Raw genomic sequence first — 25,681 nt, 5'->3', positions numbered from 1 at the left:
ATGCCACGCGCATCCGCTCTTACGTTGACCGGACTGTCTGTGTTGATGGCAGCTTGCGCCAGCCCGGGTGACATTCATTCCAAGGCGACCATGGGCGACGCCTCGCGACTGCAGTCCGGGGCATCCATTGCCTCGCTCGCGCACGACGCCGGCTGGCCGCAGGCAGACTGGTGGGGGGTTCTCAATGACGCCCAGCTCAACCAGTTGATCGAGCAGGCTGTGGCGCACCGCCCCGACATACAGGCGGCACGCTCTCGCCTCGAATCTGCACAATACGAGGCGCGCATCGCTGGTGCGTCCCTCAAGCCGCAGGTCAATGCGCAATCGGATCTAAGCCGCGAGCGCTTTGCCCGTTACACCACGCCATCACCACCCGGTGGATTCACGGTCTGGAACAACGAGGTGGGCGTGGATCTTGGTTACGACCTGGACCTGTGGGGGCGCAACCACGCCGAGCTGGCAGGTGCCATTGATGCAGTGAAGGAAAATGCAGCCGAATTGCAGGGCGTGAAGATCGCCCTTGAAGTGGCCGTGGTGCGCGCGTATGTGCAGTTGTGGGCGCGGTATCGACTGCTGGATGCCTACCAGAGCCTGCATGAGCAGGCGGTTCGCTCCCGCAACATTGTCGCCGCGCGACTGCATGCGGGACTCAGCAGCCCGCTTGAGCTGACGCAGGCGGAAACCGTCGTGGCCACCAGTGCCAACAACGAAGAACAGGCCAGGCATGACATTGCGCTGATCAAGGACGAATTGGGTGCGTTGTCCGGGCTTGGTCCTGGGGCGGGCGATGCGCTCGCCCGCCCCACTTTCCTGTTGAGCCGCGTCGCGATTCTTCCGGAGGCGCTTCCTGCGGACCTGCTCGGCCACCGGCCGGATATCGTCGCGCAACGATGGCGCGTGGAGGCGGCAAGCCAGGGGATCAAGGCGGCGCACGCTGCGTTCTATCCGAATGTCGATCTCGTCGCACTGGCTAGCCTGGGTTCGCTCACAACGTTCGGCGGGTTCTTCAACTTCCTGGACAAGAATGGTGGCGGCCACAAAGTCGGAGCCGCCATTTCGCTGCCCTTGTTCGATGGCGGCCGACTGCAGGGCCAGTACGGTGTTGCGGTGGCGTCCTACGATGGTGCCGTCGACGCTTACAACCAATCCCTGCTCGATGCGCTGCGAGAGGTTGCCGATGAGGTCACGGCGCTCAAGTCACTCGACACGCAAAGCCACCAGGCAAAGTTGGCCACGGATTCGGCGGAACACGCCTATACGCTGGCCACGCAGGGCTATCGCAGCGGCATCACGGAATTCCTCGATGTGCTCGTTGCCCAGGATACCCAGGTGCGACAAGAGCAGGTGCTGATCATTACCGAAGCGCAGGAGCTTGATGCATGGGTTCTGTTGATGCGCGCACTCGGTGGTGGCTACGTGCCATCACCGGACATGACGCCGGCGCCGGCGGCCTGAGGGGCATGCATGTACGACGACGTCAACCTCTTTACCTTCTTCATACCAGGGCTGCTTTTCGTGCTTCTGGGGTGCGTTCCCATTTTCGTGTTTCTGGATCTGGCCCTGGCTCGCGCAGGCGCGTACCGACATGTATGGCATCCCGCACTCTTCCGGGCCTGCCTTTTCGTGGCACTGTTTTGCGGTGCCGGCTGGCTGACGCGCACCTGGTGACGAGTCGACGCGCATGAATACCACTTCCATCATGCGCTTCCTGGTAACGACCCTTTTGCTGGTCGTGGCCTGCAGTCTTGCCTTCGGTCTGTGGCGTGGCTATATGTACTCGCCCTGGACGCGCGACGGACGAATACGGGCAGAGGTTGTCCATATCGCGCCCGATGTATCGGGTATTGTCTCCGAAGTGCGCGTTCACGATAACGAGCAGGTTCGGCGAGGCGATGTCCTGTTCGTGATTGACCCGGAGCGCTTCCACGCCACCCTGAAACGCGCGGATGCCGACATCGCGCGAGCGCAGGCACAGATAGCCGTCTCCAACGCACAAATCGCACAGCGCGCTTCCGAACGAACCATGCGTCGCGCGCAAGCAGCGCGGCGCACGGGGCTTGGCGAAGAAGTGGTGTCCAACGAGGCGAAGACCGACTATGGCGCGCAGGCAGAGCAGGCGGACGCCGCTTATGTCGCTGCGCAGGCAGAACTGAAGGCCAGTGAGGCCGAGCTCGAGGCGGCGACAGCAGCCAGGCAGGCTGCCCAGATCGATCTGGACCGCAGCGTGGTACGCGCACCGGCCGACGGCTCCATCGTCAACCTGAACCTGTATTCGGGTGACTACGCCATCGCGGGCTCTCCGCGCCTCGTGCTCGTGGAGTCGCACTCCTTCTGGGTGTACGGCTACTTCGAGGAAACCAAGCTGCCCCAGGTAAGTGTGGGCGAAGCCGTCAAGATCGAACTGTTGTCGGGCCGTGTCGCCATGAAGGGGCATGTGGAGAGCATTGCCACCGGCATTACCGATCGCGACAACCCATCGGGCGACTACGTGCTCGCTGACGTCAATCCCGTATTTACCTGGATTCGACTGGCGCAGCGCGTGCCTGTTCGCATCGCCATCGACGAGATTCCGTCGGGCGCCCATATTGCCGCCGGCATGACGTGCACGGTCTTTGTCCAGCCGAAGAAACCAGGGCGCGCACCCTAGCGTCGCCCGAAGGCAATCCGCGTCCTTGGGCCGCGCATCCATCCTCACGACGTTGACGTGATCCCGGCGATGATTCCAGGCATCACGTGATCAATCTATTGCCATGCCGGACATGCGTTCGCTTCGAGACAACATCACCGCCAATTTCCACGAGCAGTTATCCGGACTGGCGCAACTGGGGTCCGATTTGCTGCGCGATCTTCGAACGCTGGCGCAGCCCGGGCCCCGCATGGTCGATCAGGTGGAGGCCATGGCGTCGGTGTTGCTGGCCATTGCGCTGGCGCAACTGGTGGGCACGCAGAATATTGGATGGGCTGCCTTCAGCGGCTTCATGGTGATCCGCTCCCATCTTGCGGCCAGCACGCAGCGAGCAGTGCTTCGCGTCATAGGCACGCTGCTCGGCGCCCTGGCGGGCTGGGCTGTAGCTACCGGTGTCGCGGGGCACCTGGCCATCGCCAGCCTATCCCTGCTGCTGGCGGTCACCTTCACCATGTACATGGCGCTTGTAAGCCGACGAACCTATGCATGGCTCTTCAGTGGCCTGACCTTTGTGATGGTGGTGGTGGAAAGCGGCGTGCCGCACGCAGCGGCGCCGGCGATGTTTGCGAAAACGCGCGTCACGGAAATTGTGCTGGGCACGACAGCAGGCCTGTTCGTCAGCTACCTATCGTCCAAGACGTTGCGGCGCTGGGTGCCGGGCCAACGTCCTTCGCCAGTCACGTCGTATCGCCAGTGGCACCCAAGGGCTGCATGGCATGCGCTGCAAGCCGGGCTGGCTGCAGCGTGCATACCGTTGTTCTCGACCTGGGTTTCCGCCCCTGCCCTTATCCAGGCAGGCATCACCGTCATGGCCGTCATGCTGGTTCCGCTGGCCAGCCTGGAGGACGCAAAAACCACGCTTGTGTCCCGGCGCATGGTTCATCGCTTTATCGGCTGCAGTGCGGGCGCGCTCCTGGCCATGGCCATTCTGCTCACGTGTCACTCCAACCCGCTGATGATGACCGCAGGCGTGTGCGTGGGCGTGGCCATAGGGCGGCACATAGAAAACGGCCCTGCCCGCTACAGCTACATCGGTGTTCAATTTGCCTTGGCTTTTCTGGTGGTTCTGGTACCCGACAACTACGCGCAAGCGAGCATCAAGCCCGGCATGGAACGACTTTCCGGCATTCTCATGGGCTTTGCATTGCTGCTGGTGATACGACCAGGGTTCAGACTCTTCAAGCGCTGGTTGCAACGAAGAGTCGCCACGCGCCTGGACGACTGACCATCACCTGATGATGCATTCGCGGACGCAGGCGCGACGACCTCACTGCGTGGAATTCTCTTCAAACAGATGCCGGTGCTGGCGCGGCTGGCACCGCAGATACTGGTTGGGCGCCCTCACCTGCCCTCCCAGGTGCGCGGCGGCGTGCCATGGCCAGCGAGGGTCATAGAGGATGGTGCGCGCCAATGCGATCAAGTGGGCATCTCCCGTGGCGACAATCGCTTCCGCCTGTTCGTAGCCGGTGATCAAGCCGACGGCGACCACGGGAATGTCAACAACGTTCCTCACGGCGCGGGCCAGGGGAACCTGATAGCTCGGCCCGACCGGAATCGCCTGCGCATGGTGCAACCCGCCGCTGGAAACGTGGATGGCATCGCAACCACGCCGCTCCAGTTCCTTGGCAAAAACCAGCGTTTCCTCAAGATTCCAGCCTCCCTCCACCCAGTCGGTGGCGGACACGCGCACCGACACGGGACGGTCCTTGGGAAAGGCCGCGCGAACGGCATCGAACACCTCAAGCGGAAACCGCATGCGCCCTTCCAGCGATCCGCCATATCCGTCATCGCGGCGGTTGGTGAGCGGCGACAGGAACTGGTGCAACAGGTACCCGTGCGCAGCATGCAGTTGCACCACATCAATACCCAGGCGCGCTGCCCGCAACGCTGCCTGCACGAACGCCTCGCGCACGTTGTGCATGTCGTGATGACTCAGCGCCACGGGCGTGGGATGGTGTTCGTTGTATGCCACGGCGGATGGTGCAAACGTCTGCCAGCCCAGTGGCTCCCATGGCGGGAATTGGCCGCCACCCTTCCACGGCACTTCCGATGACGCTTTGCGTCCCGCGTGACAAAGCTGGATTCCCATATGCATGCCCGACCATTGGCGGATGCCTTCCAGCGTCTTGCGCATGGCCGCTTCCGTCTCGTCATTCCAGAGGCCGACGTCGGCATAGGTAATCCGGCCCTCTGGTAGCACGGCGCTGGCCTCAATGAAAAGAATCGCCGCGCCGGACATGGCCAACTGCCCCAGGTGCATGAGATGCCACGAGTTCATGCACCCGTTTTCGGCCGAGTACTGGCACATCGGGGCAATCACGATGCGGTTGGGCAGATGAAGCTTGCCAATCTGCAGTGGCTGGAAAAGAACTGGCTTTGACACGGCACAAACCCCTCTGTCGATGAGGCCTTCGTGACTTCATGCATCAGCAAGCGGATGCCTGATACGCGCCTTGATGCTGTCTCATTTGTTGATACTCGCCGACACCTTGGGCGATGAACACCGGTCATGCCTTACGCGACGGCCAGGCGAGATGACCGTCGCAGGCTGAAAAGGAAAACCAGCAAGCCGAGCATGGTCAATGCAAATCCTGCCCACGCGGCCGATAGAAGTCCGTACCCGCTGGCTATCGCGTGTGCGCCAGACCATGCGCCAATGGCGTTGGCTACATTGAGCGACGCCAGGTTCATGGCGCCCATGAGCGTCGGCGCCGTGGGAGCGTACTGCGTCAGTCGCACCTGTATGGTCGGAATCGCCATCATCATGGTGAGCCCCACGCCAAACAGTGCAGGCATCAACACGGCAGCCGATGATCCGCATACGGCAAGCACGGCCAACACCACCAGGGCGCTCCCAAAGCCGAGAACAAGCCCCCGTGAAGGATGACCATCAGCGAGCCGCCCACCTATCAAGTTACCCACCGTCATACCGATCCCAAACAAGGCCAGAGCGAAGGGAATCCAGCGCGGGTTGAGCAGCGCCTCATCCGTTACGAAAGGGCCAATGAAGGTGTACACCGCGAAAATACTGGCAACACCCAGTGCGGCCACAAGCATCGTCCCCCACACGTTGATGTTTCGTAGAGAGCCCAATTCCTGGGTGATAGGGCCGCCATCAAATGCCGCCGAACGGGGCACCCACGACCACAACGCGAGCAGTGCCAGAATCGCAAGCCCGGCGACGGTGGCGTAGGTGGATCGCCACCCCAGGGTTTGACCAAGAAACGTGGCGAGCGGCGATCCGACGATGGTGGCGATGGTCAACCCGGTCATCACCAGGGCAAAAGCCCTGCCGCCACTGCCCGGGCCCACCAGGCAGGATGCCACGACCGCGCCCGCGCCAAAGTAGGCACCCTGGGGCATGCCGCTGATGAATCGGGCCACCGTGAGCATGCCAAGGTTGGCAGCCATCCCTGAAAACAGATTGCCCGCCGCAAACAGTGCCATCAAGCCAAGCAGAAGTGTGCGTCGGTTCAAGCTGGCTGCGGCGAGCGTAACCAATGGCGCACCGATCACCACACCAAGCGCATAGGCCGTGATGGCGTCAGTTGCGCGGGGAATAGTTATCCGCATGTCGGCCGCGAACAGCTGCAGTATTCCCATGCTCGCGAACTCGGAGGTGCCGATGCAGAAGCTTCCCAGCGCCAGTGCAAACAACGCCAGCGACCGCTTGCGCCGGATATCTCCTTCACTGCAGTGCCGATGAATAGTGGAGCACTGCCCGTCGAACGCCTTTTCATGCATGGGGACGCTCCGCCATGAAGGCACTGCAAGTACGCCGCACCGCATGGGTGAACGCACTCCGGTTGTCTCGCCAAAGACGAGGAGAACATGGCAAGCGACCGATCAACCATCCCAATCCACATTGAGCGCGCGGACGGCGGCTGCCGTGCGGTCGGCCAGATCGTTGATCCGAGACAGGTAGTCCTGGAAATGAGGGCTCGATCGGTGCGCAAGCAATGCATCGTCGTCGAGATAGAGCTCGTCCAATAGAAAGCGGCCCGGATCTTCGATGTCCTGCCACAGGTCGTAACGGAGGTTGCCTGACTCGGCCCGTGAAGATGCAAGCATTTGGTCCAGTAACGCCTTGAGTTCGGTTGTCCGCCCGGGCCGGGCGGCCAATACGGCAACAACTTTGATCATGCTGGTCACGGCACTGCCTCCGTTGGGCGCAGGTGCTGGAAAGTCTTGCCAACCCTGACTCTGCGTCGCACCAGCCAAGCCAATTCGCTGCGGGCAGACCGAGCGGAATGGCCCTCCGCCGCGCGCGATCCACGTGGCCAAAGAGTAGACGGGAGACAGTGCTTCCCGCCGGTTAAATATTGTGAAATGCCGTGAACATCAACGGATATATCGGCACAACAGCCGGCAACGCTGCAGCTGCTCTTTACTGAAACTCACGAGGCTTAACGTCTGGTGCGGGCATGATCGGGGTACAACATGGCTTTCAACGGCGCCTCACGCGCTGAGCACTGGCGCATCGCCATGCTTCATGAAAAGCCACGACCTGCGCCCGTACCGCGGCGCGTCTCGCTCGACGACACCATGCCCGGAGAACACCATGATCAAGGTCGTACAGGCATTTGACCGCCAGTTGATTTCGGAGCTGCCCGGTGATGACGCGCAAAGCCTTGAACGAAAGCTTGCCACTGCGCACCGCCTGTTCAAGGACAGGCGAGCGTGGCTGAAGCCGTACGAGCGCATCGATATCCTGCGCAAGCTTGCGACGCTTGTTGAGGGTCGCCGCGAACATTTTGGCCAGCAGATAGCACGCGAAGGCGGTAAGCCGTACACGGATGCGCTTATCGAAACCGATCGCGCCGTCGACGGACTCCGCAGCGCGACGGAAATCCTGCGAACTCGCGCCGGCCGCGAAATTCCCATGGGAATAACCAAGGCCAGCGTCAATCGCCGGGCCTGGACCCTGGAAGAACCTATCGGCGTGGTCGCAGCGATTTCGGCATTCAACCATCCGCTCAACCTGATCGTGCACCAGATAGCCCCGGCCATTGCCACGGGCTGCCCGGTCATCGTGAAGCCGGCCAGTTCCACGCCACTCAACTGATTCGAACTGGTCAAGCTGGCACTGGAAGCCGGGGTCCCGGAGGGCTGGGTGCAAACCTTTCTTCCTGAAGAGCGCGGATTGTCGGAGGCGTTTGCTTCCGATCCACGCGTCGCCTTTCTGAGTTTCATTGGCTCGGCAGCGGTGGGCTGGCATCTGCGATCCAAGCTTGCGCCCGGCGCGCGCTGCGCACTGGAACATGGCGGCGTCGCGCCCGCGATCGTCGACAGGAGCGCCGACCTGGACAAGATCATCGAGCCGCTGGCCAAGGGTGGCTACTACCATGCCGGCCAGGTTTGTGTTTCCGTGCAGCGGATCTATGTCCACGAGGACATCGAGGAAGAATTTATCGAGCGATTTGCCAGGCGCGTCACCGCGTTGAATGTGGGAGATCCCACATTGCCCGCCACCGAAGTGGGTCCGCTTATTACGCCGGCGGAATCCACTCGCGTGCAAGGCTGGATCGACGAAGCCGTCGCCCAGGGTACCCGGCTCATTGGAGGTGGACGTGTCAGCGAGACCACGCTGCGCCCGTCTATCCTGGTGCACCCTGCGAAAGATGCCAAGGTATCCACGCTTGAGGTCTTCGGGCCGCTGACGTGCGTGTATTCGTTTCGGACGCTGGACGAAGCCATTCGCGAGGCCAACTCGCTTCCCGTCGCCTTTCAATCGAGCATCTTCACCAGCGAGCTGGCATCGGCCATGGAAGCCGCGGAGCGATTGGATGCATCGACGGTGATGGTGAACGACCACACTGCGTTCCGTGTGGATTGGATGCCCTTCGCCGGCCGTCACGTTTCCGGTCATGGCGTTGGCGGCATTCCTTTCACCATGCATGAGATGACAGCTGAAAAAATGGTGGTCTTCAGGACGTGACGCACCACGCACAACACACCTTCGCAAGCTGACGCCAAGTCATCCGGGAGACAACCGATGGCCAAACCACGCATCGCCAAGACCGCTTCCGCCGCCACTCGCCAGACGGCGGCCCTGCACACCCCATCGGCACTCAACGAAAAGGCCGTCCGTGACATCGCCGGCGAGCTCAATGCCCTGCTGTCGGATGTCCTTTCCCTGTACCTGAAAACGAAAAATTTCCACTGGCACATGTCGGGTCCGTACTTTCGCGATTACCACCTGCTCCTGGACGAGCAATCCGACGAAATCTACGCCGCCATGGACCCCATCGCCGAACGTGTACGAAAGCTGGGCGGCACAACACTGCGTTCATTGGGTCACGCAAAGCGGCTCGCCCGCCTGTCGGACAACGACGCGGACTTTGTAACCCCCGATGACATGCTGGCCGAGCTTCGCGAAGACAATCAGCGACTGGCTGGATTCATGCGCGAAACGCACGGGCTATGCGACGAATGCGGTGACGTGGCCACGGCCAGCCTGCTGGAAAACTGGATTGACGAAGCGGAACGTCGCGTCTGGTTTCTATTCGAGACTGGGCGGCGTTCCTGACCAGGGCGAAGCCTTTCATGGTGGACCGGCGAGCTGGCGTCCGGTCCACCATTTGCTTTACCCCTTCCTGCTTTGGGGTGAGTACACCGGGAAATCCGTATACCCTGCCGCCGCGCCGCCGTAGTAGGTCGCCAGGTCTGCGACAACAAGCGGATAGTTGTTCTCCAGGCGGCTCACCAGATCCGGGTTGCCGATGAACGGGCGGCCGAAGGCCACCATGTCCGCATGTCCACTATCAACAGCGCTGATCGCCAGGTCTCTCGTGTAACTGTTGTTGGCGATGTACCAGCCACCAAATGCAGCGTGCAGGGCCTTGAAATCAAAATCCCTTGAATCGTTTGCACCGCGCGTCTGACCCTCGATGCAGTGAAGATACGCCAGCTTCAGTTCGCCGAGCTTCCTTGCCAGAAAGCCATAGGTTTCCTGTGGCGTACTGTCCAACGGCGTGTGTCCCACCGCATGGGTTATGGGGGAGAGCCTGATGCCCACCCTGTCGCTGCTCCAGATGCCACAGATGGCCTTTGCCACCTCCAGCGTCAACCGCGTGCGATTTTCGATTGACCCGCCGTAAGCGTCCGTTCGCTTGTTGGTGCTGTCGCGGATGAATTGTTCAAGCAGGTAGCAATTCGCGGAGTGGATCTCGACCCCATCGAATCCCGCCTGCAAAGCCTTGGTGGCGGCATTTCGATAATCATCGATGATTCCCGGAATCTCGTCGGCACGCAGTGCACGTGGCATCGATGGCCGCATCTGGCCGGCCTCCGTGAACACTTCGTCATCCGCCTGGATGGCCGATGGCGCTACCGGCGCCGCGCCCGCCTCCTGCAGGCTGGTGTGCGACATTCTGCCGACATGCCACAACTGCACCACGATGCGACCACCTGCATCGTGTACCGCCTTCGTCACTGGCAGCCATGCCTGGACGTGGGCATCCGTGTAGATGCCAGGCGTGTAGGCATAGCCACGAGCCTGCCGGGAAATATTGGTTGCCTCGGTAATGATGAGGCCCGCCGAAGCACGTTGGCGGTAGTACTCCACGGCAAGCGGCGTTTGCACGCCATCCATGCCGGCGCGCGACCGGGTCAGTGGTGCCATGGCCACGCGATTGGATACGTCCATCGCACCGAGCTTTCCTGGCGAAAACAGTGTGGGTTTTGCCATGTTGTCACTCCCGCTGGAGACCTTGCTGAAGGGTGGCCAGAACGATGCGCCCGGCACCCGAAAATTTCAGTGATTTTTCGAGCATTGAGGCAACGGCAATGCCTGGGCGCCGCTGCCATGTGCTTCACGCGGCCATGGCGATCAGGCTGGCAACGATTCTTCATGTGCCGGATCATCAGCACGGACCACTGACAACCGCGTGTGTTTTACGGCACCTTTCACGAAAACGGCTGCAGCGTTTGTCCGCGCCATCGTCAGCACGCGCGAGCAATCTTCCTGCATGTGGCGATCAAGCCCCGACGACATGGCGGCCACGGCGATATCTATGGCCAGCGAGTGCGCCTCGTTGGCCGCGGTCGCCCACCCCAGCGCATCCCTGATGTCACCCACACCGAGCCTGCTCTGTGCATGACCATCCGCGTCATTGGCGTGCTGTCGCGTCGAATGCGCAGCAACAACCTTGAGGCAGTACTCTGCGTGGCGCCTGCGGACGTCCTCAAGCTCAAAGTGCTGCGCCAGTTTTTGCCGTGCAAAGCATCGTGTTGTGGTCAGCAGTCGATAGCAGGCGGGGTCCTGCTCGGGACATGCCATGACGAGCGATTTGGACACGAGGTTGCCCAGCCATTCGGCGATGTCTTCCCGTCCAAGCCCGTGCTGGCTTGCCACGATTTCTGCATCGCTCAAACTGAATTCGTGGGAAAAAATGGCGAGCCGCCGCAGAAGCCGCTGTTCCGGTTCGGCCAGCAGCGCATAACTCCATTCCACGCTGGCCGTCAGTGTCCGCAGGCGACCGGGAGCGTTTCGGCGACCCTGGCCAAGCAGCCTCAAGTCGCCTTCAAGCAATTGCTCAAGCTTGGCCAGGTCAAAAGCATTCACCCGGCTTGCTGCAAGCTCAATCGCCAGCGGAATGCCATCCAGGCGACGACACAGGCGAGCCACCACCGACATGTCGGCATGCGTCAATACGCGCTCCATTCCCGCCGCCGAGGCCCTCTCGATGAACAGTTCGACAGCGGCGTAGCGACGACTCTCCACCTCATCCAGATCCATGCCTTCGTCGGGACAGGACAGCGGCGGGATGCGAAGCACGTGCTCTCCACGTGCAAAGAGTGGCTCGCGACTGGTCACCAGTATGTGGGTATCGCGCGAACATGCGTTGATCTTTTCCACCATCTCCGCCACGGGTCCAAGAAGTGCTTCGGCGCCGTCAAGCACCAGGAGCATTTCTCGATCGCGCAGCTGATCCATCAGCGCCGTGCGCGCGTTGACGCTGCGGGCGGTAAAACCGATGGCACCAAGTATGGCTCCCGCCACGAGGCGACCTTCCGCCACTTCCGCAAGATCGACGTAGACGACCTCCATGTGCCGTCGCGTGGTGATCAGCCCCGCGACCTCCTTCGCTACCGTGGTTTTACCCACACCACCCGGGCCAACGAGCGACATGAATCGTCTGGCCGGAAGCTGATTCAAGATGTCGTTGATCAACGTTGAGCGACCAACAACGAATGACGGGCAATCGCGTGCGAAAGGACCGGAACGCCCGGCACCACCCGGACCGCAACAGCCATCCATCCGCGAGGACTGCTCCGTGCGGTGGCACATCACGGGTGCAACAAACCGATAGCCGCGCCCAACGACGGTGGCAATGTAGCGTTCATCGCCCAGGCCATCGTGCAGCGCCTTGCGAAGGGCTGCCACATGCACCTTCAGATTGCTTTCCTCCACAATGGTGGTTGGCCAGACGCGGGCGATGATTTCCTCTTTCTCGATCAACTCGCCCGGCCGCTCCACGAGCATCCCGAGAATTTCCAGGGCGCGATTCCCCAGGACCACTGCCGTGTTATCCCGCAACAGCAGCTGCTTTTCGGGCTGGTAGACCCAGGGCCCAAATTCGAAGCGTCGTCCACTGGTCATGGTCGGGCGTGTCGTCATGGCATGGATGTCGCGCATGTGGATGGAAAGCTGGGTGGTTAGTCGGGGGCCTGCATGGAGAAGATCGCCTCCGCATGAATTTCCGCGTACTCGCCGTTACCACCGCCGCGAAGAACCGGATGAGCCTGTGCGGTGTGATACACGCCATCCGTGATCAGGCTTTTGTCGATGTGAACTTCTATCACTTCGCCAAACACCATCCAGGCTTCAACGGGAACACCATGGGCGTCTTGCAATTGCACCAGCTGGGTACACGCACACTCGAAGGTGACGGGGCTTTCCTGCACCCGGTACGGCTTTACACGGCAACTGGTTAACTTGGTCAGGCCGGCCAGCACGAATTCATCAACCTCATGAGGCACCGACGCGGATGTCGCGTTCATCGCAGGCGCGATGGAACGTGTTGCAAGGTTCCAGACGAATTGCCTGGTCTTCGCCACATTGGCCACGGTGTCTTTCCATCCATTGCTGCAGAATCCGATGATGTGGGGCTCGTCGCAGAAGGCGTTGAAGAAGCTGTAAGGCGCAAGATTGGATCGGCCACCCTCGTCCATCGACGAAATCCATCCGATGGGCCGAGGACCCACGATCGAATAGAAAGGGTCGTGTCGTAATCCGTGACCGTCTCTGGGGCTGTAACTGTATGTTCCGCTCATCCGAACCCCGTCGATTGAACCACCGACCCGTTTTTGTCGCGACAGTCGCCCATACGGGATGGCGGTCAACCTTCCATCGTTTTCGCCAGCGCCTTCAGCCCCGTGTCGTAGATGGTCTTGAACAGATCAGTTGCTTCCTGATCGGTTATTCCCACGGGCGTGAATTCACCTTCCCATTCCACGCGCGAGGATTTACCCGCACCCGTACTGGACACCTTGAGGGTGGAGTAGTAGTCAGCCACCGGAAATGGCGCCTTCAGGATGTGATAGGTATAACGCCGCGCCTGCTCATCGAACGCCATGAGCCGCTCCACTATGGTCTGCCCATCTTCGGTAGTGAGATGCCTCACCCTGCCACCATCCATCAGGTCAGATCGCGGAATGTAGGGGAGCCAATCGGGCAGCGATCCAAATCCACCCACCACGCTCCACACGCGGTCAGGTGACATGGGAAGGTCAATGCTGGACGCTGCCCTGGCCATGTCACACCTTCCCTTTGTCGATCGGCAACGGTGCAGCCGGCGACACCAAGTGTTGCTCACGCAATTCGCGCCAGAAGTCCGCGGGCACCCTGGCCTTCATGGCAGCGTGATCTTCCTTGATGCGCTCAGGCTTGCTGGCACCGGGAATCACTGCCGCCGACGCGGGGTGCGCAAGGGAAAACTGCAACGCTGCCGCCTTGATGGGCACGTCATGCCTGGCGCACAGCGCCTTTATCTTTTCGACCTTCTCGGCGATATCGGGTGGAACCTTGCCGTATTCGAAATGCGTGCCTCCCGCCAGGACGCCGGAGCTGTAAGGCCCACCGACCACGATGTCCACGCCTCGTACGGCCGCGGTGGGCATCAGCCGCTGCAGGGCAAGCTCGTGATCGAGCAGTGAGTACCGACCCGCCAGCAATGTGGCATCGGGCTGTACTTCCGAGAGATCCAAAAGCAGTTCAACAGGCTGCACCTTATTGACGCCAAGCCCCCAGCCCTTGATGACACCCTCGTCCCGCAGGCGGCTGAGCGCGCGAAACGCACCCTTGCGTGCTTCTTCGAAGCGGGCGAGCCATTCATCGCCATAAAAGTCCTGTGCGATGTCGTGCACCCAGACGAAGTCGATGCGATCCACCTTCATGCGCTTGAGGCTGTCTTCGATGGACTTGTACGTACCATCGGCCGAGTAGTCGTACACCACCTTGTTTGCCCGCCCATATCTGAAGATGTCGCCCTTCTCGCCGAAATCGCGGGAGGCGGGGTCTTCCAGCTCATCCAGGATCAGGCGTCCCACCTTGGTGCTCAGCAGGTACTCGTCGCGCTTGTGTCGGCCAAGCTCCTCGCCCAGTCGAATTTCCGCCAGGCCCGCGCCATAGAACGGCGCCGTGTCAAAGAAACGCGTGCCCTCCTCCCAGGCCGCGCGAACAGTCGCCGTGGCTTCCTCATCGGAAATGTTGCGAAACATGTTCCCCAACGGTGCGGCACCGAAGCCCAGCGGACCATTTGGCAGTGCATCTCGCAGTTTCATGAAATCCTCCGCTCTTGAAGTCGACCCGACATCTTCAAACCCGACTGCAAATGATGGAGCCGGCATCCACCGGCGCCTCTGTCAATCCCTGCTACGCGGCCTCGCGGGCAAGCCAGCCATGAATGGCATGCACCACCACTGAGCCCTCGCCGACCGCCGAGGCGACCCGCTTGATGGAGTTGGCGCGTACATCACCGACCGCAAATATTCCCGGCATGCTGGTGAGATAGGGTGTCACCTGGCCGCTGGTGTCCCGAAACTGGCCCGTGATGATGAAGCCGCCCGGATCAAGCGCGACCGTTCCTGAAAGCCACGCCGTATTCGGGTCGGCACCAATCATCAGGAAAAGATTGGATGTGCGAAGAACGCTTTCGACGCCTCGCTCGTCTCGCCAGCGAACACCTTCGAGATACTTTTCGCCCATCAGTTCGACGACTTCGCTGCAGAAGTGGAGCGTCATGCGCGCCGAATCGGCAATGCGCTGGATCAGGTAGTCGGACATGGTGGCAGCAAGACTGTCATCGCGAATCATGATGTGCACGTGGCGGGCCAGTCCCGACAGGTAAACGGCCGCCTGGCCCGCGGAGTTCCCGCCACCCACCACGACCACATCGCCTCCCACGCACAGATGGCCTTCGATGGCCGTGGCGGCGTAATGCACGCCGCTGCCTTCGTAGCGGGAAAGCTCGGGGAGATTCAGGCGCCGATACCGTGCACCGGTAGCCACGACCACGACACGCGCGCGAATTTCACCGCCGTCTTCCGTGGAGAGCAGAAAAGCCCCCGCGCCACGCTGGATGCGCGTTGTTGCCTTGGCAACGGCCAGTCTCGCGCCAAACTTTTGCGCCTGTATCTGCGCCCGACTGGCCAACGCCTGCCCGGAAATGCCCGTGGGAAATCCAAGGTAATTTTCAATCCGGGAACTCGTACCCGCCTGCCCGCCCGGGCCGAGCGCCTCGATCACAACGGTATCCAGACCCTCGGAGGCGGCATAGACAGCGGCGGCCAGGCCCGCCGGTCCCGCACCCACCACTGCCACGTCGTAGAGATGATTCGGGTCAATCTGTTCCGTGATGCCCAATGCGTCGGCCAGTGCTGCATTCGCCGGATTCGTCAAAACCTTTCTTCCATCCAGGATGACGATGGGCAAGGCAGCATCGCTCAACCCAAGATGATGCAGGGCCGGCCGTGCCGCCGGATCACAGCCGACATCCAGCAGGCGGTGCGGATAGCCATTGAGAACCAGAAAACTTTGTATGCGCAGCGTATCGCCGGACCGGGTATCACCCACCAGCACGATTCCACCGTCCGTGTGTTGAAGGAGATCCATCCGTCGAAGGATGAAAGCTCGCAGGATCACATCGCCGATGTCCGGTTCCAGGGCGACCATGCGTCGCAGGGCGTTTCGGTCAACCCGAGTGACCCGGGTGGCTCGCACTGCGCGGGCACATACCAGCACAGCGCGACCACTGAGGTGGTCAAGCTCACCGGTGAATTCGCCGGACTCATGCGTCGTAATAAGTACATGGCCGCCCTCTCCATCGCTTTCGAAGATATCGACGGCGCCCTCGATGACGAGAAAGAAATCGACGTTCCGGTCGCCCAGGCGAAAGAGGTAGGCGCCTGCCTCGAAGCGGTCGACGACGCCGTACGACGCCACCCGCGCCACCATCTCGGCCGGCAATCGCGGGAATGTTTGCTCGTAACGCAGCGTTGCATCACCCAGGAAATCGTTCGGGTCCGCCAGGTCGCTGCGGGGAGGGCGGGACGCACTCATGCCTGCTGGTCTCGATGGAGTGTCATGGCCATCACAACAAGCCGCTCTTTCGCAGCTGACTCAGCTCGGTCAGTGCGTGACGTTCCATCAGTGAGTACATCTGCTCCCACCACCACAAGCGATCCGTATCCGCCAGGGCGCCGCTGGGAAGATGCATCCGATCCTCGATGGCCATCCACTTCACTTCTTCATGGACCTGGCGCTCTTCCAGAATGGATAGCTGCGCGTCCATATCTTCAAACTGTCGCTGCAGCTGCCTTCTTGTGCGAAACATCACTACCACTCCTGCACCAAGAGTGCCCGGGTCATGTGGCGATCCATCGGCTTGTGGCAACACGATTCACGCGAGATCACGCGCTTGTGGCGTGCACTCTTGTCGACCAATGAGCGCCGTCAACGTTCAGCGGCAATCCGATTCTTGAAAATGGGCATGTGATGGAGCTTGCACGCGAAAGCGAAAATTGCCGGAAAAGGAAGCTCATCCGCTTCTTTGCCCGTGGCCGCGCGCGCGATTCTTCAGACGTGCCTGACCACACCAAGAATCAGGAACTTGAATACGGTGCTGATCGCCAGCGTGACAATGACGCCACTCAGCCACAGGAACACAAACCATCCTGATCGTCGCCACCAGGATTGCTGGATATGACGGTCGTCAATGTCCATCGGAGTACCCCTGCCGGGTGTCTCGTACCTTGCCGCGAAAGACGCGGTACTGCATGAAGCTGTAGCAGAGCACGATGGGAAGAATGATGAGGACGCCAACCAGTGCAAAGAGTTGGCTTGAATGATTCGACGATGCCTGCCAGATGGTGAGCGATGGCGGCACGATATTGGGCCAGATGCTGATCACCAGGCCGCTGTAGCCAAGGAAAAGCAACAACAGTGACAGTGCGAACGGCATCCGGTCACGTTGCCTGTTCACCGCGCGAAAAATGCCGAACACGCTCAGAAGAACGAGCAATGGCACGGGCGCGAAGTAGACGAAGTTGTGCCCATCGAACCAGCGTGCGGCCACTGCAGGCTGGGCGAGCACGGTCCAGCCACTGATCACCAGCATGGTGATCAGCAGGACGGCGCAGATCGGCTTCATCAAGGCGTACATCTTTGCCTGGAGTTCACCTTCGGTGCGAAGGATCAGCCAGGCGCAGCCAAGGGTGGCGTAGGTCACAAGCAAACCGAGTCCGCAAAACACGCTGAATGGCGACAACCAGTCAAAGGCACCGCCCGTGAAACGTCCCTCGGTAATCGTTATCCCTTGAAGAAGCGAACCAAGCACCACGCCCTGGCAAAAACTTGCCTGCACCGAACCGGCGATAAACGCCAGGCCCCACAGGTGTCGCGTACCGGTCGCTTTCGCACGGAGCTCGAAAGCCGCGCCCCTGAAGATGAGTCCGGCAAGCATCAACACGAGTGGCAGGTAGTTGGCGGGAAGCAACGTGGAATACACCACGGGAAATGCCGCAAACAACGCTGCACCGCCAAGCACAAGAAAGGTTTCGTTGCCATCCCAGACGGGCGCCACGGTGCTGAGCATCGTTTCCTGGTCGCTGGCGTTCTCGAAGAAAGGCAGCAGCAGGCCAATGCCAAGATCAAATCCATCGAGCATCACGTACAGAAAGATGCCTGCCGCGATGAGCACGGACCACACCGTAGGAAGGTCAAAAACCATGGTTCGTCACCTGTCGATGGCTACGTTGGCACGCGTAAGGGCGTTACGTTCAAGCGCGGGGTGCGGCGCCTTGGCCGGGGCATTCGCGTCACTGGCCGCGGGCCCCTGCTTCATCAGCTTGAGCATGTAAAAGACGCCGGTGCCAAATACCAGCAAATAGACAATCACGAAGGTAAGCAGTGACGTGCCGACCTGTTGCGCATCCAGCGGCGAGGCCGAGTCGACGGTTCTGAGCACGCCATAGACGGTCCAGGGCTGCCTTCCCACTTCGGTAGTGACCCAGCCGGCGATCAACGCCAGCAAGCCCGATGGACCCATGCAGAACACCCAGTATTGAAACCAGCGCGTCTCGTAGATTCGCCCGCCCCTGCGCAACACGAGCCCAACCAGCGACATCAGGAGCATCAACACGCCCAGGCCGGCCATCAGCCGGAACGACCAGAAAATGATCGGCGAATACGGCCGGTCTTCCGGCGGAAAACTTTTCAGCCCCTTGATTTCGCCATCCCATGAATGGGTAAGGATGACACTGCCAAGATGAGGCACCTTGATGGCGTAACGGGTGGGTTCCGTTTCCATGTCGGGCAGCCCCACAAGATTCAGTGACGTACCGCCGTGCTCCGTCTCCCACAAGCCCTCGATGCCTGCGATCTTGGCGGGCTGGTACTCACGCGTGTTGAGTCCGTGCGCGTCCCCGATGAATATCTGGACGGGAGTGAGGACCACGAGCATCCACAACGCCATGGAAAAGCTGCGCTTTACGGGAAGGTCGCGGCGCCCCCTTGCCAGCTGGTAGGCGCCACAAGCGGCGACCAGAAACGCCGCGACGATATAGGAGGCCACCGTCATATGTGCCAGCCGGAAAGGAAACGACGGATTGAAGATGACCTTGAGCCAGTCCACCGGAACGATCTTTCCGTCGACGATGGCGTACCCCTGTGGCGTCTGCATGAAGCTGTTGGACGCCAGTATCCAGAACGTGGAAATCAGCGTACCCGTGGCCACCATCAGCGTGGCAAAGAAATGGGCTCGCTCACCTACCCGGCCCCAGCCAAACAGCATGACGCCAAGGAAACCAGCCTCCAGGAAGAACGCCGTGAGCACCTCGTAAGTGAGTAGCGGTCCGGTAATGGCGCCGGCCACCGTCGAAAAGCCCGCCCAATTGGTGCCGAACTCATAGGCCATCACCACGCCTGACACCACGCCCATGCCAAAGCCGACGGCGAAAACCTTTGACCAGAAGAAGTACATATCCTTATAGGCACCGTCCCGTGTCTTGAGCCACGCGCCCTCAAGCACCACAAGGAATCCAGCCAGGCCAATGCTGATGGCTGGAAAAATAATGTGTACGGCCACAGTGAACGCGAACTGCAGCCGTGCCAGGTGTAAGGCGTCCAGAGTCATCAGCATGCCTCTTCACGGTTCCGTCAAACACAGCGCACCTGGCGCGATGCTGGAACACTGCGGGTATCGTCGAAACTGCCTTGCCCTGTCTTTCGGGCAACGGAAACACTAGGCGCGTCGATGGACATGCGATAGCACTTGCTGCTCACTTTTCTCCACGGTCATCGCCCGGCGAACATCATCGAATCGACACGCCTGTGAAGTGAGATGTGCGTCAATCAGCGTTCGGGAATTTCCTGCAAAAAGACGTATCAGGTGCAATCGCGAAATAGGCGTGCACGGGAGCATGAGCCGGTGCAACTGCGCTTGCCTCAACCTCCACACCTCGATTTGTGTTCGGGAGCGGTTACATGGACTACCCGTTCCCACGACAGGGGGTGTACTCATGAAACGGGAAAAGGGACGCCACGCGGGCGACGCCTGGTTCCACGTGATGGATGCACAAAACGCCGAACGGTTGCGTACCGTATTCAGCGACACCGTGCTACTGGACACATCCATGCTGAGCGACCGCCTTCATGGAGCACCGGCCGTGGGCGCCTTTTTTGATGCCTTTACCGAACTGTGCGAAACCCTGACGATCCAGGACGAAGCCGAAGGTTCCGCAACAAGCTATCTGGTATGGAGCGGCGCCGCCTTCAACGGGCGGCTGTTTGATGGGGTCACCAGCCTGGCTCGCGATGAGCGCGGCCAGATTCATCACATCAGGGTGCTCTGCGAGCCCTTCAGCATGCTGCTTCGATTCTCCGCTGCGCTCACGCCGCGCCTGCAAAGCTATCTGCCGAACTGATGGTTGACGCAACAATGCGCATCACGTCCATTGCGGCCGTGACGGTGCGCTGTGGTTCACAAGTTGAGGGCGACCGGGTGTTGCCGAGCAGTCAGGGCCTCGATGACTCTTGAACCGGGCTCGCTTCCGACGACGAATGCGCGCGTCGCCAGCGGGCCGGTGTCATGCCGAGCAAGGCCGCAAACGTCCTGGTCAGGTGACTCTGGTCAGAGAATCCCCACCGAAGTGCGATCTCTGCCATGGGCAGCGACGTGGACAAAAGGTCACCACAGGCCTGGTCGACACGCTGACGAACCACCCAGCGATGAATGCTCTGTCCGGTGCTGGCAAGAAAAGCCCGACGCAGATGCGATGTCGATATGCCACACAATCGTGCAAGTTTTTCCGCATCCAGCTTGCTGTCCAGTCGAGCCAGCATGGCTTCCTTCACGACATGCAGTTGCCAGGGCGCCAAGGCACCCGCCGTCTGGCCGGTGCCCGACCCCTGATCACCATACGTTCTCAGGATGTGGTACTTGATCGCGGTACCGATGGCATGGCAGAAATCCGCGCTGCCGCCCTGCTCTGCCGGCTGCACGGTAATGTGTTCGGCAAGTGCATCGACGAAATTCTCGAGAACCGCATCGCTCGGGTACTCACCCATCATCGGGAACGAGTTGAGGCGAACACCACAGCCCGTTGCCAGGCATTCAAGCGCACTCAAGGTAATCTTGAGCGAACTGTATTTCGTTCCCGGGGCACCCACCAGGCTGGCACCCTGTTCGAGATTGACCACCCAGGTGGAGCCGCACGCAGCTATCGCCGCAGACTGGCCATTACCCAATTCGAGGAACAGGTTGCCGCTGCGGGGAATCACCACAAGAACGGCCAGTTCCGGCGCATAACGCCGCCGCTGCTGCCGCTCCGGAATATCCGCCGCCCGACGCAGGTGAAGCCCCACGCCATGACCCAGGTCGCAGTCACCGCGATCCAAGATTTTCTCGGAATGATAACCAGCGTACATAAGCATGCCTCGGTCACCGATGAAGAAATGGATCGATGCTCGCGCCTGGATTCAACGCCGACCGACCAGGATGTGTGCGCGATGGCTCATGTATCGACGCCACGCACCGGGCGACGCACCAACGATGGCGGTAAACACCCGCGTGAAATGACTTTGACTCGTGAAGCCGCACGCCACGGCAATCTTCAGTAAGGGCATATCGTTCTTGCGTAGAAGCTGTTGAGCCCGGTCCACGCGCCGCTCCTGCAGCCACTGGTACGGCGGCACGCCGAACGTGCGCCGAAACGCCCGCGCAAAGTGCTTGGGTGATAGGCAACATTCCCGTGCCAGATCACCGATCGCCAGATCCGACGCCATGTTGGCTTCGATCAATTCCGTGGTTCGTCGGATCTGCCATGAGGTCAGGCCGCTGCGTAACGGGCGCGGGTCAACGCACGGTCCTGCATAGTTGCTGATCAGATGGGAGTGCAGCGCCAGGGCCACCTGATCCATGAAGAGGTTGTCCACTTCGTCAGACCGGCCGAAGCTTGGAATCAAGGCGCGCGCCAGGTGAAAAAGAATGGGGTCTTTCTGGCCAAACGGCGGGCGCTTCAGGCCCGTCACCGGCTTTTCGTCCGACGCATGGCAAAGCGCGTTGATGGCGGCCTGCGAAACTTCAAAGCGCACCAGATCGAATGCCGAGTGGAACGTGGGAACCGGGTTGCTCTCCAGGTTCACGAGAAACATGCCACTTTGCGGTACCGGATCTGCCGTGGCCAGCCGACCAAGCAACCGCACTTCCATCGAATCGATCGCCCGGATGGCCACCTGGATATCGTAGGCATCCACGCGTGGCGGAGGTTCGGCCGTACCGTGGTTCGGCACGTCGCTATGCAGCCACGAGGCCAATATGGGTGACACGCCTGCCACGCCGGACACGAGCGTCGGCGCTGCCGGTAGATGGAAGCGCTTTGCGATCTGCTTGACGTAATACGCTGATTGCATGACACCTCACCGCTGGCGTCTCACTCATAGAAACTAACCAGCCCGCCACGAGCCAATGGCTCCGGCCAGGTGAGTGTCCTACTCAGCGCGACGGGGAAGTTTGATGGTACGGCCACCCAAAACATCAAAAGTGCGCACTTCTTGCGGTGCCGCAGGGCAATCTTGCGCAAAATGACCAAAGCAGCCACCTATCCCCCTCGAAAGAGGGAGGCATTCGGCAAACCTTGCACTGGCTTGCGCGAGCCCTTCGATGGCGACGGTGCGACCGTTGCGATGCCTGATTTACGTCGAAGGTTTTACTGGCCTTTACGCGCATTAACGAACACCTGCTCCCACGCGCTGCTAGGTTGCGGCATGACTTGCGCGCCGAATCTTCCGGATGAACGTCGCCACCAGACATCCAGGGAACGTCATGCCCCGTACCTGCCAGACGCTTACGCTTGGTGACGCAAAGAGGATGATCGCCGCAGCGGAGGCGAAGGCCGTGGCATTTGGTATTCCCTACAACATCGCTGTGGTTGACTCGGCAGGTCACCTCCTGGCTTTCGTAAGACAGGACGGGGCATTGATCGGAAGCATTGACTTGGCCATCGGCAAGGCAGTCACCGCACGCATTTTCGACAAGTCGACGGATGATCTCGCGCAGCTGTCCCAATCTGGCAGACCTCTTTTTGGCATCCAGGAAACGAATGCCGGGAAGGTCGTCATCTTCGGCGGCGGCATTCCCGTCAAGATCGACGGAAACATTGTCGGCGCCGTGGGAGCGAGTGCAGGCACTGTGCAGCAGGACATCGCCGTTGCTGAAGCCGCCATCGCGGCGTTGCTGTCCTGAAGCGCCATGCTTTCTGCTTGCCAGCCTGACTGCAAGCCGCGTGAATATCCAACAAAAACTGGTTGGCGATGCAATTCAACGGGGTCCGGCTTTCCGACAATGATGCCAGGCTGCGCGACTATCCCAGTGTGCGGCGTAAAGGAGCACAGGGTCTTGAGCTACGGATAACGGCCGACACATGTCCATGTTCATTGGAGCGTGCGGACGTGACCGGGCGTATGCCAGGGCAGCCCGTCAAACTGCCAATGGCCTGTGGCGAACTGCGCGCTGCCGCCACTCATGGACGACCTCAAGACATAAGCCTGTTCTCGCATTTGTGCTGACATTCGGCACCCCCATAGCCAGGAGAACACGATGAAACTGTCACTGACGCTTTTGTCCTTTGCCCTCGCCGCACTCGCCGGCAATGCATCCGCGACACCGCCGGGCGCGATCAAGAACGTTGTCCTTGTCCACGGCGCCTTCGCCGATGGCTCAGGCTGGGTTGATGTGACCAAGATCCTCGAGAAGGACGGATACACCGTCGCCGTTGTACAGCAACCGGAAACGTCGTTTGGCGATGACGTCAAAGCCACGCTGCGCACCATAGCCATGCTTGATGGACCGATCGTGCTGGTTGGCCACAGCTACGGCGGATCGATCATTTCCGAGGCCGGCAATGATCCCAAGGTGACGGCACTCGTTTACATCGCAGCGTTTCAGCCGGACAAGGGCGAAACCACGTTGAACCTGATTGAGAAGATGCCGCCGGCGTCGAAGGGCATCAAAAAGACAGCAGACGGCTATCTGTATATCGATCCCGCCGTGTTCTGGGCCGATTTCTGCGCGGAACTGCCCAAAGACCAGGCTCACTTCATGGCCTTGTCCCAGGTTTTCACGGAGGCCGGTGCGTTCGGTACGGCCATTACGAATGCGGCATGGCGCAGCAAGCCCAGCTGGGCGATGGTCGCTGGCGCCGATCGATCCATCAATCCCGACCTCGAGCGCTGGATGTCCAAGCGCGCCGGCAGCCACGTGACCGAAGTGAAAGGCGCCAATCATGCGGTCTACATGTCCCATCCCAAGGAAGTGGCGCAACTGATTGAACAGGCCGCAACCGGTGCCAAGCCGTAAGAGCACTGCTCCGCCCGCGCAACGCGGGCGGAGCGCGGCCGGTCATGCACTCACGCTTTCGCCACAGCGTGCACGTCAAAGCGAAGTGTCGACGGAAAGTCAGCCAACGTCATCGGCGCTGAGGACAACCACGGTCCTGTCCGCCAGATCGTTGATGCGCGCCAGGTAGCCCTGAAAATGTGGGCTCGCGCGATGCTGGGTGATGGCATCTGCATTGACATACAACTCATCAAGCACAAAACGTCCCGGCTGCTCGGTCTCGCGCCAAAGGTCGTAGCGAAGATTTCCCGGTTCGGCGCGCGATGGGGTCACCATGGAGCGAAGCAAAGCGTGGAGATCATCCTCCCGCCCTTTCTTTGCGTTGAATATGGCAACGGTTTTGACGGATGTGCTCACGGAAATCTCCTGAAGCTTCACGCTCGATTGCGGGGATATTCGCGCACCACTCTATGCATGCGAAACCGATAAAATCATCGACGTGACGCGCGGCACGGCGACATCCTGCATCGCCGCGCCGCGCCGCGCCGCGCCGCTTCGTGTCAGGCCACGATCCAATGCCTTACGCGGCCAGCGCTTTTCGACTCAGCGCCTTGACCAGTGTTTCGCCCACCAGGTGATCCGAGCGTGGATTCTGTCCGGTAATCAGCTCGCGATCTTCCACCACGTGCGGCGCAAAATCGACGGTGCCGTTCTGCACGTTGCCACCTGCGGCCTGCAGCGCCTCTGGCATCGTGAAGTACATCTTTCCGTGAAGAATCTGGTCTTCCACATACTTCTCCTCGGATGCGGAGAAGACGGTCATCTTGTATCCGGTGTACTGCCACCCTTTGGCAAGTTCGGCCGCCTTCGTCATGTCGCGGGCCACCAGGGCGGCGCGAAACTCCCGCGCCTTCGGCATCGCCGCAACCACCGCAATGGGCCCGTGACAAAGCAGTGCCGTGGGTTTCTTGTGCGTGTGGAAGTACCGAAGAATCTCGCCCATCTCCGGGTTCTGCATGAGGTCGACAACAGGGGCCTGGCCGCCTGGCACGAAGACGGCAGCATAGCCATCAAGGCCATCGTCCAGCACCGATCGCAACGTTCGCGGGTGATTGACGAACGCATTCTCGGCATAGAAGGACTTGGCCTGCTCGAAGGCCTTTTCGTCCCCACCGAAGTGCTGGGCCGACAACGAAGCCTCATCAATATGCGGCTTGGTTCCGTCCGGCGTGGCCAACACAATGTCGTAACCGGCATCGATCAACGTCATGATCGGCACAACCGTTTCATTGAGATACTGGCCCGTGGGTCCTGTTTTTCCTCCTTGAATCTCGATCCTGGTGGCATTCGATCCGATGACGAGCACGTTACCCTTAGCCATGAATGTCTCCCGCGCCAGAAGGCGACGAACGAATAAAGTAGCCCCCGTCGAAAGAGGCTATGAAGTCCGTTGACCAGGGGTATTGCCCGATCTTGCGCTTCGATGCGCACTTCGTGCGATTGAAGGGATGCAGAAAGGTCACGTGATTTCGCCGTGACAAAGCCCGTCGCTCGAACATTGGCGATGCCATGTTCCAGGGCAGGACACGGCACGCGTGTACCAACCTATTTGCCAAGAAGACCATGCCCGTTCTATCCAATGGGTTCCTTGCGGCTT

Annotated in this window: 25 protein-coding genes and 1 pseudogene; 9 read left to right on the top strand and 17 right to left on the bottom strand. The window is 60.6% G+C overall.

What is annotated here, in order from left to right; genetic code table 11:
- From DK366_RS13420 to DK366_RS13405, 4 genes are all read left to right on the top strand, one after another.
- Nucleotides 1-1,455 (top strand): efflux transporter outer membrane subunit, encoded by a 1,455-nt coding sequence (locus tag DK366_RS13420; RefSeq protein ID WP_109126063.1) that lies wholly within the window; start codon nt 1-3, stop codon nt 1,453-1,455.
- 9 nt (nt 1,456-1,464) lie between these two features.
- Nucleotides 1,465-1,668, top strand: a complete 204-nt coding sequence (locus tag DK366_RS13415) for a DUF1656 domain-containing protein (RefSeq protein ID WP_109126062.1) — start codon at nt 1,465-1,467, stop codon at nt 1,666-1,668.
- Between the two features lie 13 nt (nt 1,669-1,681).
- Nucleotides 1,682-2,647: an HlyD family secretion protein gene (locus tag DK366_RS13410; RefSeq protein WP_109126061.1), complete on the top strand. Its 966-nt coding sequence runs from the start codon at nt 1,682-1,684 to the stop codon at nt 2,645-2,647.
- Between the two features lie 112 nt (nt 2,648-2,759).
- Nucleotides 2,760-3,911 carry an FUSC family protein gene (locus tag DK366_RS13405; RefSeq protein ID WP_109126095.1) on the top strand — a complete coding sequence of 384 codons (1,152 nt, stop codon included), beginning with the start codon at nt 2,760-2,762 and terminating at the stop codon, nt 3,909-3,911.
- Between the two features lie 42 nt (nt 3,912-3,953).
- On the opposite strand, the gene DK366_RS13400 is transcribed toward DK366_RS13405, so the two are convergent.
- The 3 genes from DK366_RS13400 to DK366_RS13390 form a co-directional block, all read right to left on the bottom strand.
- Nucleotides 3,954-5,069, bottom strand: coding sequence for an NADH:flavin oxidoreductase/NADH oxidase (locus DK366_RS13400; protein ID WP_109126060.1), 1,116 nt, complete (start codon nt 5,067-5,069; stop codon nt 3,954-3,956).
- Nucleotides 5,070-5,200: 131 nt separating this feature from the next.
- A complete protein-coding gene (locus DK366_RS13395; RefSeq protein WP_109126059.1) occupies nt 5,201-6,430 on the bottom strand; it encodes an MFS transporter in 1,230 nt (409 codons plus the stop codon).
- A gap of 102 nt (nt 6,431-6,532) precedes the next feature.
- Nucleotides 6,533-6,829 (bottom strand): putative quinol monooxygenase, encoded by a 297-nt coding sequence (locus DK366_RS13390; protein ID WP_232821041.1) that lies wholly within the window; start codon nt 6,827-6,829, stop codon nt 6,533-6,535.
- A gap of 349 nt (nt 6,830-7,178) precedes the next feature.
- Here DK366_RS13390 and DK366_RS13385 point away from each other — a divergent pair.
- Nucleotides 7,179-8,624: pseudogene (locus tag DK366_RS13385) on the top strand (aldehyde dehydrogenase family protein).
- A 57-nt stretch (nt 8,625-8,681) separates the two neighbouring features.
- Nucleotides 8,682-9,215 carry a DNA starvation/stationary phase protection protein gene (locus tag DK366_RS13380; RefSeq protein WP_109126057.1) on the top strand — a complete coding sequence of 178 codons (534 nt, stop codon included), beginning with the start codon at nt 8,682-8,684 and terminating at the stop codon, nt 9,213-9,215.
- A 57-nt stretch (nt 9,216-9,272) separates the two neighbouring features.
- On the opposite strand, the gene DK366_RS13375 is transcribed toward DK366_RS13380, so the two are convergent.
- From DK366_RS13375 to DK366_RS13335, 10 genes are all read right to left on the bottom strand, one after another.
- Nucleotides 9,273-10,376, bottom strand: coding sequence for an alkene reductase (locus tag DK366_RS13375; RefSeq protein ID WP_109126056.1), 1,104 nt, complete (start codon nt 10,374-10,376; stop codon nt 9,273-9,275).
- Between the two features lie 141 nt (nt 10,377-10,517).
- Complete coding sequence (locus tag DK366_RS13370) at nt 10,518-12,326, bottom strand: winged helix-turn-helix domain-containing protein (RefSeq protein ID WP_109126055.1); 1,809 nt, start codon at nt 12,324-12,326, stop codon at nt 10,518-10,520.
- Between the two features lie 20 nt (nt 12,327-12,346).
- Nucleotides 12,347-12,964 carry a flavin reductase family protein gene (locus DK366_RS13365; RefSeq protein ID WP_109126054.1) on the bottom strand — a complete coding sequence of 206 codons (618 nt, stop codon included), beginning with the start codon at nt 12,962-12,964 and terminating at the stop codon, nt 12,347-12,349.
- Between the two features lie 65 nt (nt 12,965-13,029).
- Nucleotides 13,030-13,446 (bottom strand): SRPBCC family protein, encoded by a 417-nt coding sequence (locus DK366_RS13360; RefSeq protein ID WP_109126053.1) that lies wholly within the window; start codon nt 13,444-13,446, stop codon nt 13,030-13,032.
- 1 nt (nt 13,447) lies between these two features.
- The gene (locus DK366_RS13355; protein WP_109126052.1) at nt 13,448-14,473 is read right to left on the bottom strand and encodes an aldo/keto reductase; all 1,026 of its coding nucleotides are present in this window, start codon (nt 14,471-14,473) and stop codon (nt 13,448-13,450) included.
- A 91-nt stretch (nt 14,474-14,564) separates the two neighbouring features.
- Nucleotides 14,565-16,250, bottom strand: coding sequence for an FAD-dependent oxidoreductase (locus DK366_RS13350; protein ID WP_198651550.1), 1,686 nt, complete (start codon nt 16,248-16,250; stop codon nt 14,565-14,567).
- Between the two features lie 31 nt (nt 16,251-16,281).
- Nucleotides 16,282-16,524: a hypothetical protein gene (locus DK366_RS13345; protein WP_109126051.1), complete on the bottom strand. Its 243-nt coding sequence runs from the start codon at nt 16,522-16,524 to the stop codon at nt 16,282-16,284.
- A 242-nt stretch (nt 16,525-16,766) separates the two neighbouring features.
- Nucleotides 16,767-16,913 (bottom strand): hypothetical protein, encoded by a 147-nt coding sequence (locus tag DK366_RS21235; protein ID WP_157956529.1) that lies wholly within the window; start codon nt 16,911-16,913, stop codon nt 16,767-16,769.
- Nucleotides 16,903-17,919, bottom strand: coding sequence for a cytochrome d ubiquinol oxidase subunit II (cydB, locus tag DK366_RS13340; RefSeq protein ID WP_109126050.1), 1,017 nt, complete (start codon nt 17,917-17,919; stop codon nt 16,903-16,905). The genes DK366_RS21235 and cydB overlap by 11 nt, the downstream gene beginning before the upstream one ends.
- Before the next feature lie 6 nt (nt 17,920-17,925).
- Nucleotides 17,926-19,329, bottom strand: coding sequence for a cytochrome ubiquinol oxidase subunit I (locus DK366_RS13335; RefSeq protein WP_343125626.1), 1,404 nt, complete (start codon nt 19,327-19,329; stop codon nt 17,926-17,928).
- A gap of 427 nt (nt 19,330-19,756) precedes the next feature.
- Here DK366_RS13335 and DK366_RS13330 point away from each other — a divergent pair, with 427 nt between their 5' ends.
- Entirely contained in the window at nt 19,757-20,113 is a 357-nt protein-coding gene (locus DK366_RS13330) for a hypothetical protein (protein ID WP_157956528.1), read from the top strand.
- Between the two features lie 91 nt (nt 20,114-20,204).
- Here DK366_RS13330 and DK366_RS13325 read toward each other — a convergent pair whose 3' ends face one another.
- Entirely contained in the window at nt 20,205-21,086 is an 882-nt protein-coding gene (locus DK366_RS13325; protein WP_157956527.1) for an AraC family transcriptional regulator, read from the bottom strand.
- A gap of 81 nt (nt 21,087-21,167) precedes the next feature.
- Nucleotides 21,168-22,100, bottom strand: coding sequence for an AraC family transcriptional regulator (locus tag DK366_RS13320; RefSeq protein ID WP_109126047.1), 933 nt, complete (start codon nt 22,098-22,100; stop codon nt 21,168-21,170).
- Between the two features lie 379 nt (nt 22,101-22,479).
- Here DK366_RS13320 and DK366_RS13315 point away from each other — a divergent pair, with 379 nt between their 5' ends.
- Nucleotides 22,480-22,932: a heme-binding protein gene (locus DK366_RS13315; protein WP_232821036.1), complete on the top strand. Its 453-nt coding sequence runs from the start codon at nt 22,480-22,482 to the stop codon at nt 22,930-22,932.
- A gap of 354 nt (nt 22,933-23,286) precedes the next feature.
- Entirely contained in the window at nt 23,287-24,045 is a 759-nt protein-coding gene (locus DK366_RS13310; protein WP_109126045.1) for an alpha/beta hydrolase, read from the top strand.
- 99 nt (nt 24,046-24,144) lie between these two features.
- Here the strand turns inward: DK366_RS13310 and DK366_RS13305 are convergent, their stop codons facing one another.
- Together DK366_RS13305 and DK366_RS13300 are read right to left on the bottom strand one after the other, a co-directional pair.
- Entirely contained in the window at nt 24,145-24,441 is a 297-nt protein-coding gene (locus tag DK366_RS13305) for a putative quinol monooxygenase (protein WP_109126044.1), read from the bottom strand.
- Between the two features lie 163 nt (nt 24,442-24,604).
- On the bottom strand, nt 24,605-25,405 hold the full coding sequence (locus tag DK366_RS13300; RefSeq protein WP_109126043.1) for a type 1 glutamine amidotransferase domain-containing protein: 801 nt from the start codon (nt 25,403-25,405) through the stop codon (nt 24,605-24,607).
- Nucleotides 25,406-25,681: the final 276 nt, after the last annotated feature.

This window comes from Dyella sp. C11, from assembly GCF_003121485.1.
Taxonomy (GTDB): domain Bacteria; phylum Pseudomonadota; class Gammaproteobacteria; order Xanthomonadales; family Rhodanobacteraceae; genus Dyella.
Note: the sequence above shows the minus strand (reverse complement) of the source record. Positions and strands in the feature narration are given on the sequence as shown.

Coding starts and splice junctions, on each gene's coding strand:
- DK366_RS13420 (WP_109126063.1), top strand. CDS start 1: ATGCCACGCGCATCCGCTCTTACGTTGACCGGACTGTCTGTGTTGATG.
- DK366_RS13415 (WP_109126062.1), top strand. CDS start 1,465: ATGTACGACGACGTCAACCTCTTTACCTTCTTCATACCAGGGCTGCTT.
- DK366_RS13410 (WP_109126061.1), top strand. CDS start 1,682: ATGAATACCACTTCCATCATGCGCTTCCTGGTAACGACCCTTTTGCTG.
- DK366_RS13405 (WP_109126095.1), top strand. CDS start 2,760: ATGCGTTCGCTTCGAGACAACATCACCGCCAATTTCCACGAGCAGTTA.
- DK366_RS13395 (WP_109126059.1), bottom strand. CDS start 6,430: ATGCATGAAAAGGCGTTCGACGGGCAGTGCTCCACTATTCATCGGCAC.
- DK366_RS13390 (WP_232821041.1), bottom strand. CDS start 6,829: ATGATCAAAGTTGTTGCCGTATTGGCCGCCCGGCCCGGGCGGACAACC.
- DK366_RS13380 (WP_109126057.1), top strand. CDS start 8,682: ATGGCCAAACCACGCATCGCCAAGACCGCTTCCGCCGCCACTCGCCAG.
- DK366_RS13375 (WP_109126056.1), bottom strand. CDS start 10,376: ATGGCAAAACCCACACTGTTTTCGCCAGGAAAGCTCGGTGCGATGGAC.
- DK366_RS13370 (WP_109126055.1), bottom strand. CDS start 12,326: ATGCGCGACATCCATGCCATGACGACACGCCCGACCATGACCAGTGGA.
- DK366_RS13365 (WP_109126054.1), bottom strand. CDS start 12,964: ATGAGCGGAACATACAGTTACAGCCCCAGAGACGGTCACGGATTACGA.
- DK366_RS13360 (WP_109126053.1), bottom strand. CDS start 13,446: ATGGCCAGGGCAGCGTCCAGCATTGACCTTCCCATGTCACCTGACCGC.
- DK366_RS13355 (WP_109126052.1), bottom strand. CDS start 14,473: ATGAAACTGCGAGATGCACTGCCAAATGGTCCGCTGGGCTTCGGTGCC.
- DK366_RS13350 (WP_198651550.1), bottom strand. CDS start 16,250: ATGAGTGCGTCCCGCCCTCCCCGCAGCGACCTGGCGGACCCGAACGAT.
- DK366_RS13345 (WP_109126051.1), bottom strand. CDS start 16,524: ATGTTTCGCACAAGAAGGCAGCTGCAGCGACAGTTTGAAGATATGGAC.
- DK366_RS21235 (WP_157956529.1), bottom strand. CDS start 16,913: ATGGACATTGACGACCGTCATATCCAGCAATCCTGGTGGCGACGATCA.
- cydB (WP_109126050.1), bottom strand. CDS start 17,919: ATGGTTTTTGACCTTCCTACGGTGTGGTCCGTGCTCATCGCGGCAGGC.
- DK366_RS13335 (WP_343125626.1), bottom strand. CDS start 19,329: ATGCTGATGACTCTGGACGCCTTACACCTGGCACGGCTGCAGTTCGCG.
- DK366_RS13330 (WP_157956528.1), top strand. CDS start 19,757: ATGGATGCACAAAACGCCGAACGGTTGCGTACCGTATTCAGCGACACC.
- DK366_RS13320 (WP_109126047.1), bottom strand. CDS start 22,100: ATGCAATCAGCGTATTACGTCAAGCAGATCGCAAAGCGCTTCCATCTA.
- DK366_RS13315 (WP_232821036.1), top strand. CDS start 22,480: ATGAACGTCGCCACCAGACATCCAGGGAACGTCATGCCCCGTACCTGC.
- DK366_RS13310 (WP_109126045.1), top strand. CDS start 23,287: ATGAAACTGTCACTGACGCTTTTGTCCTTTGCCCTCGCCGCACTCGCC.
- DK366_RS13300 (WP_109126043.1), bottom strand. CDS start 25,405: ATGGCTAAGGGTAACGTGCTCGTCATCGGATCGAATGCCACCAGGATC.